A 15,449-nucleotide genomic window follows, 5' to 3' on the forward strand; every position below is an offset into this window, starting at 1 on the left:
ACATTTGTGGCTATTTCTCAGTAGCTTCTTATTGGACGCTCGATCAGGGTAGCTCGAACTGCGTCCCTTCCGATCTTCCGGGCCAACCCGGTGGAAGCCCGCCCGTATGAAAGCCAGAAGTCATGCAGTTCAGCAAACTCGCCGCCACCTCGGCGCTGGTCATCTCGGCCCTCGGCATCACCGCCGGTGTCGTCCACGCCGACCCCGCCCCGGCCCCCGTTCCGGTCCTGCCCTCGCTGATCGACGGCGTGAACCAGGGCATCGACCAGGTGGCCCCCGCCATCCACTGGAATGCCCGCATCGAGGGCAACGCCATCGTCGTCGATACCGACAAGGGTTCGATGACCACCGACAACGGCCGGCTTCAGGTGCGCGACGACAATGGCATCGTCGTCGCCGCGGTCCCGCTGTCGTTCACCGTCGAGGATCTCGACTACCCGATCCAGGCCAGTGTCGAGGGTTTGCGCGCCACCCTGACCCCGAATACCGATCGGGCCGCCGCGCGCCCGACCAGCCTGCCGCTGCACGAGGTCACCAGCGACCACCAGGCCAGCTTCGATGACGCCATCTCGGCTGCGGCCACCCAGTTCGGCCTGGCCACCGCCATCGGCACCCTGGTCGGCACCGTCATCGGCGGCACCCTCGGCTTCCTGGTCGGCGGCCTCGCGGGCGGCGGCGTGCTGTCCATCCCCGGCGCCCTCGCGGGCGCCGCGACCGGTATCACCCTGGGCGGGGCGGCCGGCCTGGTGCTGGTCGGCGTGCCCGCGGCGATCATCGTCGGCATCATCTTCCTCAACCGCATCAACAACCCGGCCGAGCAGTAGCCGGTAGTTCGCGCACCGCGGCCCGCGGCCATGCCCCACGGTGGGGTGTGACGCGGGTCGCTTCACGTTCTGAGAAGTTGCTCAGATCACCGAACACATGATCGGCAAACACCGTCTTTACGCAAAACATACGTTCAGGACCGTTTTCGCCACGATTTAGCAACAAATAGGCAACATTTGCTGACTTATCTTGTCTCGGGTGCTCGATGAGGACCTCGCTCCCGTGAGGGAAGCGCCCAGTCAAGAAAGCGACGAAAAGTAATGCGTTTCAAGAAGTTTGCTGCCACCTCGGCTCTCGCCATCGCGGCCGTCGGCATCTCCGCCGGTACCGCCAATGCCGCCCCGGCCGCCGCCCCCGAGGGCATCCACTGGGATACCAAGATCGAGGGTGCTTCCGTCGTTCTGAAGACTGACGCGGGCTCGCTGACCACCGAGAACGGTCAGTTCCAGGTGCGCGCCGCCGACGGCGCGGTCGTCACCCAGTTCCCGCTGAGCTACGTGACCGGCGATGTGGCCCACCCGGTCGCCGCCCAGATCGACGGCAATACCGCGACCCTCACCCCGAACCTGGACCCGGCTGCCGCCTTCCCCGCCCCGGCGCTGCCCGCTCCCGCCCTGCACAGCGTCGCCAGCCAGGCTGATCAGGACGCCGCCATGTCGGCCGCGGTCAACCAGTTCGGTCTGTCCACCTCCATGGGCACTCTGCTCGGCACCGTCATCGGTGGTGTCGCGGGTTGCGCCATCGGCGCCGCGGGCGGTGCGATCGCCGGTGTCGTGATCATGTCCGTGCCGACCGGTATCGCGGGCTGTGTCGCGGGTGCGGCCATCGGCATCCCGCTGGGCGCCGCGTCGGGTCTGGTGCTGACCGGTGTGCCCGCGGCCATCGCGGTCGGCATCGGCCTCTACAACCGCATGACCGCTCCGGACTCCGCCCCGGCGAACTGAGGCGGTAGCTCCGCCGGTCGCGACCACAGGCCGGCGGGCGAAAACAATTCGGTCCGGATCGCGTGCAGGGCGATCCGGACCGAATGTCGTTGTGGGGCTACGCGACTAGCGCGGGCGACGCGACAGGATGGAGTCGCGGATCAGGATGACCGCCAGGCCCGCCGCGAACAGCACGAGCGAGATGTAGCCGATATTGCCGGTACCCGACGAGCTGCCCTGCTGGTTCTCGAACAGCATGGTCAGCAGGATCACGACGACGACCCAGCCGGCGATGCGGAAGGTCCGGCGGGACTCGCCGCTCCAGCCCCACGCTGCGGACGGAACCTCGGCGGTGTCGACCTTGGTGACGACCTCAGAGGGGTGCGCGGGTTCCAGTTCCGTGGCGGCCACTGTGGCTCCTTTACGGCTCGAATCGATTGCTGGCCAATATCGTGACATACGACCCAGCGTCGTAGCGACCAGGGGGCGGGGGACAATAAGTGCGTGTCCGACGTTGTGAGAGTTCTGCTGCTGGGCAGCACCGGTTCGATTGGTACGCAGGCACTGGAGGTGATCGCCGCCAATCCCGACCGCTTCGAAGTGGTGGGGCTCGCGGCCCGCGGGGGTAACACCGAACTGCTGGCGAGCCAGATCGCGGCCACCGGCACCACCAATGTGGCGGTCGCCGACGCGGCCGCGGCCGCGGAACTCGGTGTGGCGCTGGCCGGTCCGGACGCCGCGACCGAGCTGGTGCGCCGCACCGACGCGGACGTGGTGCTCAACGCGCTGGTCGGCTCGCTCGGGCTGGAACCCACCCTGGCCACCCTGGAGTCGGGGCGGCGGCTCGCCCTGGCCAACAAGGAGTCCCTGGTGGCGGGCGGCTCGCTGGTGACGAGGGCGGCCACGCCGGGGCAGATCGTGCCGGTGGACTCCGAACATTCGGCGCTGGCCCAGTGCCTGCGCGGCGGGCGCGCCGACGAGGTGTCCAAGCTGGTGCTCACCGCCTCGGGCGGGCCGTTCCGGGGCTGGACCACCGAGATGCTGGAGTCGGTGAATCCGTCCGAGGCCAAGACCCATCCGACCTGGTCCATGGGTCCGATGAATACGCTCAATTCGGCGTCGCTGGTGAACAAGGGCCTCGAGCTGATCGAGACGCACCTGCTGTTCGGCATCGGCTACGACGACATCGACGTCACCGTGCACCCGCAGTCGATCGTGCACTCGATGGTCACCTTCAAGGACGGCTCGACCCTGGCCCAGGCCAGCCCGCCCGATATGAAGCTGCCCATCGCGCTGGCCCTGGGCTGGCCGGACCGGGTGCCGGGCGCGGCCGCCGCCTGCGACTTCTCCACCGCCTCGACCTGGACCTTCGAGCCCGTCGACAACGAGGTGTTCCCGGCCGTCGAGCTGGCCCGCAGCGCCGGTAAGGCCGGTGGCTGCGTGACCGCGGTCTACAACGCCGCCAACGAGATCGCGGTGCAGGCATTCCTGGACGGTCTCATCCGATTCCCCGACATCGTGCGAACCGTTGCGCGCGTCGTGGAGTCCGCCGACCGCTGGGCCGCCGAACCCGGTAGCTTGGACGAGGTGCTCGCGGCCGATACGTGGGCGCGTGACACCGCTCGCACGATCGTGCGCGGCTGACTCCAGGAGAGGGCTCGTAACCGGATGGTCTACGCGATCGGCTTCGCACTGTTCGCCCTCGGGATCACGGCCTCGGTCGCCCTGCACGAATGCGGTCACATGTGGACCGCGCAGGCCACCGGGATGAAGGTGCGCCGTTACTTCATCGGTTTCGGGCCCAAGATCTTCTCGTGGCGGCGCGGCGAGACCGAATACGGTCTCAAGGCGTTGCCGCTGGGCGGCTTCTGCGATATCGCGGGCATGACCGCCCTCGACGAGCTCGAGCCCGAGGACCTGGACCGGGCCATGTACCGGCAGGCCACCTGGAAGCGCCTGCTGGTCATGTCCGGCGGCATCCTGATGAACTTCCTGATCGGCTACATCCTCATCGTGATCCTGGCCGTCGGGTGGGGCCTGCCCCGCTTCGATCAGCCGGCGGAAACCCAGCTCGGCAAGCTCGGCTGCGTCTCCGACATGACCGCCGATCAGAAGCTGATCGACTGCACCGGCACCGGCCCCGCCCAGTCGGCAGGACTCCGGCAGGGCGACAAGGTCACCAAGGTCAACGACGTCCCGATCACGACGTGGAAGGAATTCCGCGCCGAGACCGAGAAGCAGACCGGCCCCTTCACCTACACCTTCGAACGCGACGGCAAGACCATGACCGCCCCGGTCACCCCCAAGATGGCGGTCGTCTACCCGGAGAAGAACGGCGCCCCCAAGACGGTCGCCAAGGTCGGCGTCGGCCAGGACTTCTACGGCCCGGTCCAGTACAACGTCCTCTCCGCCATCCCGGCCGCCGGCGCCTTCACCGGCCAGATCGCGGTCCGCACCGTCGAGTCCCTGGCCCAGATGCCCGCCAAGGTCGTCGACCTCTGGCACGCCGTCACCGGCGGCACCCGCGACCCCGAAACCCCCGTCTCGGTCTACGGCGCCTCCAAGATCGGCGGCGAAACCGCCGAACACGGCCTCTGGTCCATGTTCATCCTGACCCTGGCCAGCCTGAACTTCTTCCTCGGCGCCTTCAACCTGCTGCCGTTGCTGCCCCTGGACGGCGGCCACATGGCCGTGGTCATCTACGAGAAGTTCCGCAACCTCTTCCGCAACCGCAAGGGCCTCCCCGACGGCGCCCCCGTCGACTACCTGAAGCTGCTGCCCGCCACCTACGTCGTGGTCGTCCTCGGCGGCGCGTACATGATCCTCACCCTCGTCGCCGACATCGTGAACCCGGTGAAGCTCTTCCCGTAGCTCCCCCGAAAAGGCCGGACGAATTCGGCTGTTACCTATCCGCGTGGCGGCCCCGACCCTCACCATTGGATGAGAGTGGAGCGCGCTCGAGGATAGTCAGTGCACCGTGCTGTGGTCAGGTTCCATCGCCGACACAGATAAGGACAGCCGATGATTCCGATCGACGGCGGCGTAATGCGTGCTATCGCACCACATTTCACGGGCCAGGCGGGGGTCCGGCAAGCCCAGATCATCGCTGAGGTCGCTCCGGTCCTGCAATCGACGTTGGCGAGCTTCGACATCACGACCTCGCTGCGGATCGCGCATTTCCTCGCGCAGACCTGCCATGAGTCGGCCGGCTACCGCACCACCGAGGAGTTCGCCAGCGGCGACCAATACGAGGGGCGCGTCGACCTGGGCAACATTCACCCCGGCGACGGCCGCCGCTACAAGGGCCGGGGCCTGCTGCAGCTCACCGGCCGAGCCAACTACCGCACCTACGGGGAAGCGCTCGGCGTCGACCTGGAAGGCGATCCGCTGCGGGCCGCCGAGCCGGCACTCTCACTGCGGATCGCGTGTGAGTACTGGAAACGGCACAAGATCAATCCCGATTGCGACCGCGACGACATCATCACCGTGACCAGGAAGATCAACGGCGGCCTCAACGGGCTGGCCGATCGTCGAACACTCCTCGCGAGGGCGAAGAGCGAACTGGCCCGTATCGAGGCGCATCGAATTGACGGCCGACATCCTGATCCCCGTCCGGTATTGCACCGGGGTTCGGTGGGCGAGGCGGTCGGCACACTGCAGACCATGCTCCGGACGCTCGGCTTCGATGTGGCGATCGACCAGGATTTCGGACCCGCCACCGAGCTCGCCGTGAAGGAGTTCCAGCGCGCCCACGGTCTGACGGTCGACGGGATTGTCGGCCCGAAGACGTGGGATGCGCTCGACCCCCGGCGGGACCCCGCCGAGGACCCGAATTTCCCGCGAATTCGCGCCTACCGGTCATCGGACGATCCCGAATGGCCGGCCAACTGGTCGATCGAACCCACCGAAAGGGACTTTGCCGCGATCGCCGCGCAGGAGGCCCGATAATGCCCATAGACCTCACCGACTATGCCCACACCGCTGCCGATCGCGGCTGGGGCAGCGGCTGGCCCAACTGTGTCGCCGGCTCGGACCTGGCCACCGTGGTGTCCGCACGGTCCGGTACCAGCCTCGCGGTCCGCAAAGCACTGGCGGTGCTGGTGGATACGCTGGTCGACTGGACCGAGCGCCCCGAGGGCGGCAACTACCGGCTGAAGCCCGAGCAGTGCGGCGGATTCAACTGCCGTCCCATCGACAACACCAGTGTCGCCTCCAACCACTCCTGGGCCATCGCGGTGGACCTGAACTGGAAGGACAACCCGTTCAGCTTCGACCCCCAGCACACCGTGACAGACCTGGTGGCCACGGTGTGGAAGTGGTACGGATTCGCGTGGGGTGGCAACTACCACGGCAAGAAGGACTGGATGCACTTCGAGTTCATGGGAACCCCGGCCGACGCGGCCGAACGCACCCAGGCCGCCCTGGTGGACCTGGCCGTCGGTGCGGTCCCGGAGCTACCGCTGAACCTGGACAGCGCCGGTCCGGCGGTGGCCATGCTCCAGGCGCGCCTCAACCGCGACTTCCCCGATTTCTCCCACCTGGTCGTCGACGGTGACTACGGCCCCAAGACCGCAGCGGCCGTCCGCGAGTTCCAGCGCCGGTCCGGCCTGGCCGAAACCGGTGACGCCGACCGAATCACCCTCGAGAAGTTGGGCCTGGTGTCCCCGTAGGAGCCCCCAGGTCCGGTGTCGGGGCCGCAACCTGGCTCAGGGCGCGCGAACGTTATCGCGCCCGAGGCCCTGACGCCAGCGCTTCCAGACGCCGATCGGGCACCTCGGCCCTCATAGGTGCGGTGGCCGTGGTGTCTTCCTCGCCTCGATATCGCGGGTGAAGGCTGCTTCGGCCTGTGCGAGCAGTTCCGGAGGCACGTCGGGTGTGGCGTCGGCGATGGCCCCCAGCGCGGCCTTTGTACGCGACCCCAGCCCGAGGCATGAGCGCTCGATGCCGACCTGTGCGTCAGCGAGGGCATGCTCGAATCGGAGTCGCAGTTGTGCGTCGTTCGGTTTGTCGGAACTCGATCTCATGGCTGCACCTGGGAAATTTCACGGAGGAGTTGGCGGCAGAGGCGGTCGGCTCGGCGGGTGGTTTCGGGCTGGCGGAATTCCGGGGTCAGGGCGAGGACCTGGGCGCAGGCGGTGTCCAGGTCGATGAGATGGCCTATCGAGACGAAGACGGGTTTGACGCCGGTGCGGGTGCGCAGGGCGCGGCCGACCGGGTCGCCGTCGATGGTGATGATGCCGGAGGAGCCGCGTTCGGGGGCCGGTTCGTCGTAATCGCCCCAGGCATTCTTGGCTACGCCGAGGGTGGGGATTCCGGTCAGGAGGCCGAGGTGGCAGGCGAAGCCGAAACGGCGGGGGTGGGCCAGGCCCTGGGAGTCGCAGATGATCAGATCCGGTGTGATGGTGAGGGTTTCGAGGGCGGCGACGGTGGTGGGGAGTTCCCGGAAGGCGAGCAGGCCGGGGACGTACGGAAATGCGGTGGTGCCGCGGGCGGTGGCGGTTTCGACGGTGTCGAGGGTGGTTGCGTCGAGAACGACGATGGCGGCGGCCACATTTCCGTGGTCGTCGTAGGCCGAATCGAGGCCGGCAATCGTTCGGAACTGCGGTGGCCGGGGATTCGCGGGAATCACCGCGCTGCGTAGCCGATCTTGAAGTGCCACTGCCTGTTCCGGTGTGGACGGCCAGTCGCCGGGATTCGCTACCTTCACTTCTCGGAGCGTAAACCTTCGCGTCGATTGCTACGAATATGAACTGTAGTTCCCGGCCGCTTCCGAGTCCCGCTTCCGGCGCGGGTACCGTTGTCGCCGCCGTCACAGGGCGACCGGTATTCGAGCCTCGGTAAGCTCGGAGCCGGTAAGGGTGAGGAATCAGTGGAAAGTAGGCAGCCGATCGTGAGCAGTGCCATCGCATTGGGGATGCCGGCCGCACCGGCGGCCGTCCTCGCACCACGGCGCAAGACGCGCCAGCTGATGGTGGGCAATGTCGGAGTGGGGAGCGAGTTCCCCGTCTCGGTTCAGTCGATGACCACCACCAAGACCCACGACATCAACGCCACCCTGCAGCAGATCGCGGAGCTGACCGCGTCCGGCTGCGACATCGTGCGCGTCGCCTGCCCGCGTCAGGAGGACGCGGACGCGCTGGCGACCATCGCCAAGAAGTCGCAGATCCCCGTGATCGCCGACATCCACTTCCAGCCGCGCTACATCTTCGCCGCCATCGACGCCGGGTGCGCCGCGGTGCGCGTCAACCCCGGCAACATCAAGGAGTTCGACGGCCGCGTCAAGGAGGTCGCCAAGGCGGCCGGGGCCGCGGGCATCCCGCTGCGCATCGGCGTCAATGCCGGTTCGCTGGACAAGCGGCTGCTCGAGAAGTACGGCAAGGCCACTCCCGAGGCGCTGGTCGAGTCCGCGCTGTGGGAGGCGAGCCTGTTCGAGGAGCACGGCTTCGGCGACATCAAGATCTCGGTCAAGCACAACGACCCGGTGATCATGGTCGAGGCCTACCGCCAGCTCGCCGCCCAGTGCGACTACCCGCTGCACCTGGGCGTGACCGAGGCCGGTCCGGCGTTCCAGGGCACCATCAAGTCCGCCGTCGCCTTCGGCGCGCTGCTCAGCGAGGGCATCGGCGACACCATCCGCGTCTCGCTCTCGGCCCCGCCCGCCGAGGAGATCAAGGTCGGCTCGCAGATCCTGCAGTCGCTGAACCTGCGCCCCCGCAAGCTGGAGATCGTCTCCTGCCCGTCCTGTGGTCGCGCCCAGGTCGACGTCTACACCCTCGCCAACGCGGTCTCCGCGGGCCTCGAGGGCATGGAGGTCCCGCTGCGCGTGGCCGTCATGGGCTGCGTCGTGAACGGCCCCGGCGAGGCCCGCGAGGCCGACCTGGGTGTCGCTTCCGGCAATGGCAAGGGCCAGATCTTCGTCAAGGGTGAGGTCATCAAGACCGTGCCCGAGCACCTCATCGTCGAGACCCTCATCGAGGAGGCCCTGCGCATCGCCGAGGAGATGGGCGACGAAGCGGGTTCGGGCGCCCCGGTGGTCACCGCGGGCTGACCCACCCCGATCGACACGGCCCGGCCCGCGCGACACCCGCGCAGGGACCGGGCCGTCGCCGTCTCCGATCTCCCTGGGCGCGTGATATTTTCGCTGGTCGCCGGGCGGCTGGTGGCAATCTTGCGGCGCGCGGCGGGAAGTTCTGGCAGGCTGTGAGCGTGCGGAGTGTGCTGGAGCCGACTCGCCGGGGCCGGACGTCCGGGGCCCGTCAGCTCGCGAACCGCGACCTGACGCAGGTTCTGCGTGTGCTCGACACCGATCCCGTGGCGACCTGCATGGTGGCCGCGCGCCTGCAGGAGTTCGGACTGGATCAGCGCGGCGTCTACGGCGAACTGTGGAGTCGCGGCGGACCGGAGGATTCACTGTGTTTCTCGGGGGCGAATCTGGTGCCGCTGCGCGGCGGCCGCGAGGATCTGCGCGCGTTCGCGGAGAAGGCGATCAAGAACCCGCGGATCTGCTCGTCGGTGGTGGGGCGACGCGAGCTGACGCTGCCGCTGTGGGAGTTGCTGGCCGGGCACTGGGGGCCGCCGCGGGAGTTGCGCGCGGATCAGCCGCTGCTCGCGCTGGATCGGCCCGCGGGCATCGCCCCGGATTTGCGGGTACGCCGGGTGCGGCCCGAGGAGATCGACCGGTACCTGGTGGCGGCGATCGCCATGTTCACCGAGGAGATCGGCGTCGACCCGCGTACCGGGGACGGCGGGCGCAGTTATCGCCGCCGGGTGGCGGGACTCATCGAATCAGGCCGGGCCTGGGCGCGTTTCGAGGACGGTGAGGTCGTCTTCAAGGCCGAGGTCGGCGCGTTGTCGCGACGCACCGGGCAGATTCAGGGTGTATGGGTCCATCCGGACAAACGCGGCGAAGGCTACGGGACATCCGGCACCGCCGCCGTGGCCAATGTGGTGGTGTCCTCGGGGCGCACGGCCAGCCTGTATGTCAACTGCTACAACGAGGTTGCGCGCCGCGCCTACGCGAAGGTCGGTTTCCGGCAGATCGCCACATTCGCGACAGTGCTGCTGGATTGACCGAATTTCGAGCGCGGGGTGGCGGAGCGGGATGTCGGCGTGAAATCTGTTCCGGTGCAGTGTGTCGCGCCGGTTTGCCAGCAGTTGGCTCCTAGCATCGGATCCGATGTCAACTCGGGTCTTCTCCACGCTGATCGCCGCCGCGGTCGCGGTCGCCGCGGCCGGCTGCTCCTCGGGTCCCCAGGGCCCCGCCCAGGCCGCCGAGGCCTTTGTGTCCGATTTCGCCGACCACGATGTGGACGCGGCCGCCGACCGCACCAGCCAACCCGAAAAGGCCCGTGCCGCACTCGGTTCGGCGTGGGACCGGTTGCAGGCGGAGAAGCTGGTGGCGACCACCGGCGCGGCGCGGATCACCGGCGACACCGCCATCGTCGACTACACCTACGAATGGCATCTGCCCAAGGACCGCGTCTGGACCTACCAGGGCCAGTTGCAGATGGGCCGCGCCGGCGGCCAGTGGCAGGTGCGCTGGTCGGCCGCCGACATCCATCCGCAGCTGGGCAATACCCAGACGCTGCAACTGCGTTCGAACCCGGCGCCGCGCGCTCGGGTGAACGAACGCTCCGGCGGGGACGTGCTGGTGCCGGGCGCGCTGTATCGGGTGCAGTTCAAACCGTCCGCTTCGTCTGATCCCAACGGCGTCAGCATCGCGCTCGCGAATGCGTTGCGCCGCTTCGACGAGAAGATCGACGCCGCCACGCTGCTGCGGACCGCACGCCGCGCCGACGGTCCCTACACGGTCGCCCAGCTCTCGGAATGGGAGTTCGGCGAGGTCGATTCGGTCCTCATGGGCTTGTCCGGGGTCATCTTCAACAAGGAGTTCGACCTGGTCCCCACCGACCGCCACTTCGCCCCGGATCTCATGACCCAGATCCGCAAGACCGTCATCGACGAGGTGGACGGCAAGGCGGGCTGGAGCGTGGTGACCGTCAACGCCAACGGCGTCGACACCGATGTGCTCGAGGAGGTGGATCCGCAGACCTCCCCGTCCTTCTCGCTGAGTGTCGACCGCTACGTCCAGAACGCCGCGCAGCACGCGGTGGACGTCCGCACGGAACAGGCCATGATGGTCGTGGTGCAGCCCTCGACGGGCGCGATTCTGGCGGTCGCCCAGAACGAGGCGGCCGACAAGGACGGTCCGGTGGCCGCGACCGGTCTGTACCCGCCGGGTTCGACGTTCAAGACGGTGACCGCCGCCGCGGCTATGACCGCGGGCCACGCCACCCCCGACACGGTGGTCCCGTGCCCGAGCCAGATCGTGGTGGGGGAGCGCACGATTCCGAACTACGACCTGTTCAGTGTCGGCAGTGTGGCCATGGCGACCGCCTACGAGCGGTCCTGCAACACGTCGTTCGCCAAGCTGGCCTCCGAACTCGAGGGCGATGATCTGCGCACGGCCGCGGCCGCGCTCGGCCTCGGCGTGGACTACACGATCGCGGGCCTGCCGACGGCCTCGGGTTCGGTGCCCGCCGACCACGATCTGGTGCAGCGCGCCGAGGACGGCATCGGGCAGGGCAAGGTGCTGGCCAGCCCGTTCGGGATGGCGTTGGTGGCGGCGACGGTCGCGCACGGTTCGGCGCCGACGCCGTATCTGATCGCGGGTCATCAGACCCAGGTGTCGGGGGACCGTCCGCAGTTGAAGCCGGGGGTGATCGACGGTCTGCGGTTGATGATGCGCAAGGTGGTGCTCGGCGGTACGGCCGAGCGCATCGTCGATCAGGGTGAGGTGTACGGGAAGACCGGTGAGGCCGAGGTGGACGGCGGTTCGCATTCGTGGTTCATCGGGTACCGCGGTGATCTGGCCTGGGCCACCCTGGTGGTGCGTGGAGGCAGTTCCGACAACGCCGTGGCGGTGACTCGCGATATGGTCGCGGCCCTGCCTACCGGGTATTGAGGCTGCCTGGCGGTTCTATCGAGGAGGGTTGTGGGTCCGTGAGCACTCGGGAGTGAAGTCAGCGCCCGGTGTAGCGGCCGTCGACCTTCACGCATGCGGCGGACTGGATCTCACCGACATTGTCGGTCACGAATCGCTGATCGGCGAAGGTCCTGACGGGTGGTCCCTCGACGGATCCGTCACCGAGCATCTCGGTGACACCGGCGCCCGCGAGAATCATGCCCGCGGTGGTGACTAGCAAAAGGGCCGAGCGCTTCATATCCCGCTCCCTTGTTTTGGGATGAGTAAGGAGACCCGAACGGTATGGATTCGGTGATCCGGTCCTCGATTAGGGGTTGGCTGATTGTTTGCCAATGCAGGAAACGGTAATCGGTGACTTATGCCGAGGCAAGGTGTAAATATGCTGCCGCACTCCGCTTGTGGCGAAGAACGGCAGGTAGCGGCAACTATCCGACCGTAAAGTTTACTTTCAGTTCGTGCGCTGCAGGGTTGCCGCCAGATGGTGCGTGAGAGGTTGCTCGACGGCAGCCATGCGTAAGGAGTAGTCGAGAGTGTCGCCTGTGACGGAGATGGTCCGGCCCAGCGCGGTCACCGACTTCGCGGTGCTGCTCATCCCGATCGAGGTGGAGTCGAGTTCCAGGCGCAGCTCGCCGTCCTCCTGGACCAGCCGACCCTCGCAGATCTCGGTGATGCCGGTGGGGTGGGCCAGGATCAGTTCGATCCGATCGTCGGGCAGCGCGCGCAGATAGCCGGTCTCACTGTGCATGGGACGGCTGCCGTCGGCGGCGCGGGTGCGCTGCCGGTAGGTCAGGAAGGGACGGCCGACATGGCCGAAGTGCACTTCCTCCAGGTACTCGAACGAGTCGATGGTCGGGTATTCGCCGCGGCCGCGGCCGCGCCACGTGCCCAGCAGCGGGGCCAGGTGGGCGATATCGGGGTGGGGCGCGACGGCGGTTTCGGGTTCGAGCACGGCGGACAGCTTAATCCGCCGCCCGCCTCGCCGCGCGAGGTCGGGGCACCCGCGCGCCGACTTTCCGGATAGGGGTATTGATCTTTCAGCTGCGGCTTGCCCGCCGATAGCCGTAGCCGGCGGGGACCGCGAACACGATGATCAGCCCGAGCGACCACACGAATGTCTTGAGCAGCGGCCCGGCGACCGGCCCGCCCGCGGCCAGCGCCCGCATCGTGTCGACCGCCACCGACATGGGCTGATGCTCGACCACCGGTTGAATCCACTTGGGGTAGGCCGCGAGCGGCACGAAGCCGGTGCTGAAGAACATGAGCAGCGAGGACAGCAGTGCCACCGCCTCGACCAGGGCGGCCTTGGCGGTGAACACCGCGATGGCGGTGACCATGGTGGCGAAGGCCAGCCCGAACAGCACCGGAATACCCAGGAACGCGAGCGCCTGCCAGGGGCCGCGCTGGAAGCGGAAGCCGAGAGCCATGCCGAAGCAGATGATGACCACGGTTCCCGCGAAGATCCGGATCCCCTCGGCGATGATCCGCGCGGCCAGTCCGGAGGCGCGGTGCACGGGCAGCACCCAGAAGCGGGCCAGGATCCCCGCCTCGCGTTCCCGGCCGAGCATGACGCCGCTGGCTACCGTTCCCGACAGCGCGCCGACCAGGGTCACCATGGGCGTGGATCCATACAGGGCGCTGTGCCCGGAGAACTTCTCGATCTGCGAGCCCACCACGATGTCGAGCATGAGCAGCAGCAGGCAGGGCACGACGAGGGTCTCGAGCAGCGTGACCGGGTCGCGCACCCAGCGGGTCAGCAGCCGCTGGGTCTGAATCCAGGTGTGCCGGAACAAGGCCGGGGCGGAGCCTTCGCCGAACAGGAGGGTGTCGGTGGCTTCGGGGTCTGCGAGGGTGGCCATCACGACCTCTTCAGGTTCTGCCGGACGATGAAGTAGCAGGACACGGCGATGGTGCCGACGATCCACAGCACCGTCGGCATCATCAGTGACCAGGTGACCGGGTGCGCTTTGCCGCCGGGGTCGCCGCCGAGCGCGCGCAGCGCCTCGGCGAATTGCGAGACCGGCTGGTTGCGGACGAAACCCTGTACCCAGTGCGGGAATTGGTGGGCGGGGGCCAGGCCGGTGGAGAGCATGCCGAGGATCAGCGGTGGCAGCACCAGCATCTGGGTGGTGGCCTCGGGGCTGCGGGTGGCGGTGCCGATGGCGTCGGCGCCGAGGCAGAAGTTGATGCCGATGAGCAGGCCGAGCGCCAGGAATCCGAGGGTGTGGGCGAAGCTGCCGGCGAATCGGAAGCCGATCACGTAGGTGCTGATCACGCCCGAGACGAGCCCGATGAGCAGCCGGAACACATTGGAGGCCATGCGCGCCGCGGCGGGCACGATGGGGTGCATGGGCATGGCGTCGAAGCGCCGGTCGAGTCCGGAGACGGCGTCGGTGGCGGCGCGGAAGGCGGCGGAGACGCCGGTGAACGCGCAGGCCTGGAGGATGACGATGGGCGCCATGAACTGCGCGTAGCTGCTGAATCCCAGTCCGGCGAAGGTCATCACGCGGTTGAGCGGGATGTAGAAGCTGGCGGTGAAGGTGATGGGTGCGGCGATGGCGGTGATGATCTCGCCGGTCTTGACCGAGGGCACGATCAGCCGCACGGTCAGCACCCACCATTGGGCGAGGGTGGCGGGTGTGGCGCGGACGTCGGTGAGCCAGCCGGTGCGTGCGGCGGTGGCGGTCATGCCCGGGTCCGATCCTCGGTGGCGCGGTGGCGGCCGCCGTCCCCGCGGAGCCGGATCGAGGGTGAATCCTCTTCGGGTTCCTCGGCTTTGGGGATGTGCCCGGTGAGTTCGAGGAATACGTCGTCGAGGGAGGGGCGGCGCAGCGCGATGTCGACCAGTTCCAGTCCGGCCGCGTCGAGTCGCCGCAGCGCCTCGGCGAGGGTTTTCGCGCCTTCGGGAGCGGGGATGGCGAGCCGGTCCGAATCCTCGGTCAGCGCTTCGCGAACGGTGTCCGGGAGCAGGTCGCCGAGGGCGGTCATGAGGGCGGGCAGGTCTTCCAGGCGGAGCGGGACGATCTCGCAGTAGCTGCCGCCGGTGCGGGCCTTGAGTTCGTCGGCGGTGCCGGCGGCGATGACGAGGCCGTGGTCGATGACGATGATGCGGTCACACAGCGCGTCGGCCTCTTCGAGGTATTGGGTGGTGAGCAGGGTGGTGATGCCGTGTTTGCGGAATCCGCCGACCAGGTCCCAGACGCCTTGGCGGCTGCGGGGGTCGAGTCCGGTGGTGGGTTCGTCGAGGAACACCACTTCGGGTCGTACGACCAGTCCGCAGGCGATGTCGATGCGTCGCCGCATGCCGCCGGAGTAGGTGCCGACGCGGCGTCCGGCGGCCTGGGTGAGGTCGAATTCCTCGACGAGTTCGTCGGCGCGGGCGCGGGCGGCACGTTTGCGCAGCCCCATCAGGCGGCCGAACATGACGAGGTTCTCGTAGCCGGACAGGGCGTCGTCGAGGGCGGCGAACTGTCCGGTCAGCATGATGGAGCGGCGGACGGCGGCGGCGTCGGCGACGACGTCGTGCCCGGCGACCACCGCGCGCCCGGCGTCGGGTGCGATGAGGGTGGACAGGATGTTGACCATGGTGGTCTTGCCCGCGCCGTTGGGTCCCAGAATGCCCAGGACCTCGCCGGGCGCGGCCTTGAAGGTGACTCCGCGCAGCGCTTGGACCGCGCCGAAGGACTTCTCGACGCCTTCGACGACCACGCCGTCGACCG

General features: G+C 68.1%; 17 protein-coding genes. 9 read left to right on the forward strand and 8 right to left on the reverse strand.

The features are described 5' to 3' along the window. Nucleotides 1-122: 122 nt before the first annotated feature. Complete coding sequence (locus ACFYTS_RS06120) at nt 123-824, forward strand: hypothetical protein (RefSeq protein WP_387301707.1); 702 nt, start codon at nt 123-125, stop codon at nt 822-824. Nucleotides 825-1,085: 261 nt separating this feature from the next. Next, complete coding sequence (locus ACFYTS_RS06125; protein WP_357281516.1) at nt 1,086-1,769, forward strand: hypothetical protein; 684 nt, start codon at nt 1,086-1,088, stop codon at nt 1,767-1,769. A 105-nt stretch (nt 1,770-1,874) separates the two neighbouring features. On the opposite strand, the gene ACFYTS_RS06130 is transcribed toward ACFYTS_RS06125, so the two are convergent. After that, complete coding sequence (locus ACFYTS_RS06130; protein ID WP_357281514.1) at nt 1,875-2,159, reverse strand: DUF2631 domain-containing protein; 285 nt, start codon at nt 2,157-2,159, stop codon at nt 1,875-1,877. Nucleotides 2,160-2,252: 93 nt separating this feature from the next. Here ACFYTS_RS06130 and dxr point away from each other — a divergent pair, with 93 nt between their 5' ends. The 4 genes from dxr (at nt 2,253) to ACFYTS_RS06150 (ending at nt 6,418) form a co-directional block, all read left to right on the forward strand. Continuing rightward, on the forward strand, nt 2,253-3,392 hold the full coding sequence (dxr, locus tag ACFYTS_RS06135) for a 1-deoxy-D-xylulose-5-phosphate reductoisomerase (protein WP_387301709.1): 1,140 nt from the start codon (nt 2,253-2,255) through the stop codon (nt 3,390-3,392). 24 nt (nt 3,393-3,416) lie between these two features. Continuing rightward, entirely contained in the window at nt 3,417-4,619 is a 1,203-nt protein-coding gene (locus ACFYTS_RS06140) for a M50 family metallopeptidase (protein ID WP_357281510.1), read from the forward strand. Nucleotides 4,620-4,769: 150 nt separating this feature from the next. Next, entirely contained in the window at nt 4,770-5,696 is a 927-nt protein-coding gene (locus ACFYTS_RS06145; RefSeq protein WP_357281508.1) for a peptidoglycan-binding protein, read from the forward strand. Continuing rightward, nucleotides 5,696-6,418 (forward strand): peptidoglycan-binding protein, encoded by a 723-nt coding sequence (locus ACFYTS_RS06150; RefSeq protein WP_357281506.1) that lies wholly within the window; start codon nt 5,696-5,698, stop codon nt 6,416-6,418. The genes ACFYTS_RS06145 and ACFYTS_RS06150 overlap by 1 nt, the downstream gene beginning before the upstream one ends. Before the next feature lie 111 nt (nt 6,419-6,529). Here ACFYTS_RS06150 and ACFYTS_RS06155 read toward each other — a convergent pair whose 3' ends face one another. Both ACFYTS_RS06155 and ACFYTS_RS06160 read right to left on the reverse strand, forming a co-directional pair. After that, nucleotides 6,530-6,772: a hypothetical protein gene (locus tag ACFYTS_RS06155; RefSeq protein ID WP_357281504.1), complete on the reverse strand. Its 243-nt coding sequence runs from the start codon at nt 6,770-6,772 to the stop codon at nt 6,530-6,532. Then, nucleotides 6,769-7,455, reverse strand: coding sequence for an endonuclease V (locus ACFYTS_RS06160; protein WP_357281502.1), 687 nt, complete (start codon nt 7,453-7,455; stop codon nt 6,769-6,771). The genes ACFYTS_RS06155 and ACFYTS_RS06160 overlap by 4 nt, the downstream gene beginning before the upstream one ends. A gap of 207 nt (nt 7,456-7,662) precedes the next feature. Between ACFYTS_RS06160 and ispG the strand changes: the two genes are divergently transcribed. The 3 genes from ispG to ACFYTS_RS06175 all read left to right on the forward strand — a co-directional run bounded on the left by ispG (nt 7,663) and on the right by ACFYTS_RS06175 (nt 11,712). Continuing rightward, nucleotides 7,663-8,796 carry a flavodoxin-dependent (E)-4-hydroxy-3-methylbut-2-enyl-diphosphate synthase gene (ispG, locus tag ACFYTS_RS06165; protein ID WP_387302080.1) on the forward strand — a complete coding sequence of 378 codons (1,134 nt, stop codon included), beginning with the start codon at nt 7,663-7,665 and terminating at the stop codon, nt 8,794-8,796. Between the two features lie 158 nt (nt 8,797-8,954). Further along, entirely contained in the window at nt 8,955-9,818 is an 864-nt protein-coding gene (locus ACFYTS_RS06170) for a GNAT family N-acetyltransferase (protein WP_357281498.1), read from the forward strand. A gap of 106 nt (nt 9,819-9,924) precedes the next feature. Next, nucleotides 9,925-11,712 carry a penicillin-binding transpeptidase domain-containing protein gene (locus ACFYTS_RS06175; protein ID WP_357281496.1) on the forward strand — a complete coding sequence of 596 codons (1,788 nt, stop codon included), beginning with the start codon at nt 9,925-9,927 and terminating at the stop codon, nt 11,710-11,712. Nucleotides 11,713-11,770: 58 nt separating this feature from the next. Here ACFYTS_RS06175 and ACFYTS_RS06180 read toward each other — a convergent pair whose 3' ends face one another. The 5 genes from ACFYTS_RS06180 to ACFYTS_RS06200 all read right to left on the reverse strand — a co-directional run bounded on the left by ACFYTS_RS06180 (nt 11,771) and on the right by ACFYTS_RS06200 (nt 15,438). Continuing rightward, nucleotides 11,771-11,971, reverse strand: a complete 201-nt coding sequence (locus ACFYTS_RS06180) for a hypothetical protein (RefSeq protein ID WP_357281493.1) — start codon at nt 11,969-11,971, stop codon at nt 11,771-11,773. 210 nt (nt 11,972-12,181) lie between these two features. After that, nucleotides 12,182-12,691: a peroxynitrite isomerase gene (locus ACFYTS_RS06185; RefSeq protein WP_387302082.1), complete on the reverse strand. Its 510-nt coding sequence runs from the start codon at nt 12,689-12,691 to the stop codon at nt 12,182-12,184. A gap of 76 nt (nt 12,692-12,767) precedes the next feature. After that, the gene (locus ACFYTS_RS06190) at nt 12,768-13,589 is read right to left on the reverse strand and encodes an ABC transporter permease (RefSeq protein WP_387301713.1); all 822 of its coding nucleotides are present in this window, start codon (nt 13,587-13,589) and stop codon (nt 12,768-12,770) included. Further along, nucleotides 13,589-14,419: an antibiotic transporter gene (locus ACFYTS_RS06195; RefSeq protein ID WP_357281487.1), complete on the reverse strand. Its 831-nt coding sequence runs from the start codon at nt 14,417-14,419 to the stop codon at nt 13,589-13,591. The genes ACFYTS_RS06190 and ACFYTS_RS06195 overlap by 1 nt, the downstream gene beginning before the upstream one ends. Beyond that, on the reverse strand, nt 14,416-15,438 hold the full coding sequence (locus tag ACFYTS_RS06200; RefSeq protein WP_387302084.1) for an ATP-binding cassette domain-containing protein: 1,023 nt from the start codon (nt 15,436-15,438) through the stop codon (nt 14,416-14,418). Before ACFYTS_RS06200 ends, ACFYTS_RS06195 begins: the two co-directional genes overlap by 4 nt. Nucleotides 15,439-15,449 lie beyond the last annotated feature (11 nt).

Source organism: Nocardia sp. NPDC004151 (assembly GCF_042874235.1).
Taxonomy (GTDB): domain Bacteria; phylum Actinomycetota; class Actinomycetes; order Mycobacteriales; family Mycobacteriaceae; genus Nocardia.

What these genes read in the sequence shown, in the direction of transcription:
- ACFYTS_RS06120 (WP_387301707.1), top strand. Translation starts at nt 123, where the DNA reads ATGCAGTTCAGCAAACTCGCCGCCACCTCGGCGCTGGTCATCTCGGCC.
- ACFYTS_RS06125 (WP_357281516.1), top strand. Translation starts at nt 1,086, where the DNA reads ATGCGTTTCAAGAAGTTTGCTGCCACCTCGGCTCTCGCCATCGCGGCC.
- ACFYTS_RS06140 (WP_357281510.1), top strand. Translation starts at nt 3,417, where the DNA reads ATGGTCTACGCGATCGGCTTCGCACTGTTCGCCCTCGGGATCACGGCC.
- ACFYTS_RS06145 (WP_357281508.1), top strand. Translation starts at nt 4,770, where the DNA reads ATGATTCCGATCGACGGCGGCGTAATGCGTGCTATCGCACCACATTTC.
- ACFYTS_RS06150 (WP_357281506.1), top strand. Translation starts at nt 5,696, where the DNA reads ATGCCCATAGACCTCACCGACTATGCCCACACCGCTGCCGATCGCGGC.
- ACFYTS_RS06155 (WP_357281504.1), bottom strand. Translation starts at nt 6,772, where the DNA reads ATGAGATCGAGTTCCGACAAACCGAACGACGCACAACTGCGACTCCGA.
- ispG (WP_387302080.1), top strand. Translation starts at nt 7,663, where the DNA reads ATGCCGGCCGCACCGGCGGCCGTCCTCGCACCACGGCGCAAGACGCGC.
- ACFYTS_RS06175 (WP_357281496.1), top strand. Translation starts at nt 9,925, where the DNA reads ATGTCAACTCGGGTCTTCTCCACGCTGATCGCCGCCGCGGTCGCGGTC.
- ACFYTS_RS06180 (WP_357281493.1), bottom strand. Translation starts at nt 11,971, where the DNA reads ATGAAGCGCTCGGCCCTTTTGCTAGTCACCACCGCGGGCATGATTCTC.
- ACFYTS_RS06190 (WP_387301713.1), bottom strand. Translation starts at nt 13,589, where the DNA reads ATGGCCACCCTCGCAGACCCCGAAGCCACCGACACCCTCCTGTTCGGC.
- ACFYTS_RS06195 (WP_357281487.1), bottom strand. Translation starts at nt 14,419, where the DNA reads ATGACCGCCACCGCCGCACGCACCGGCTGGCTCACCGACGTCCGCGCC.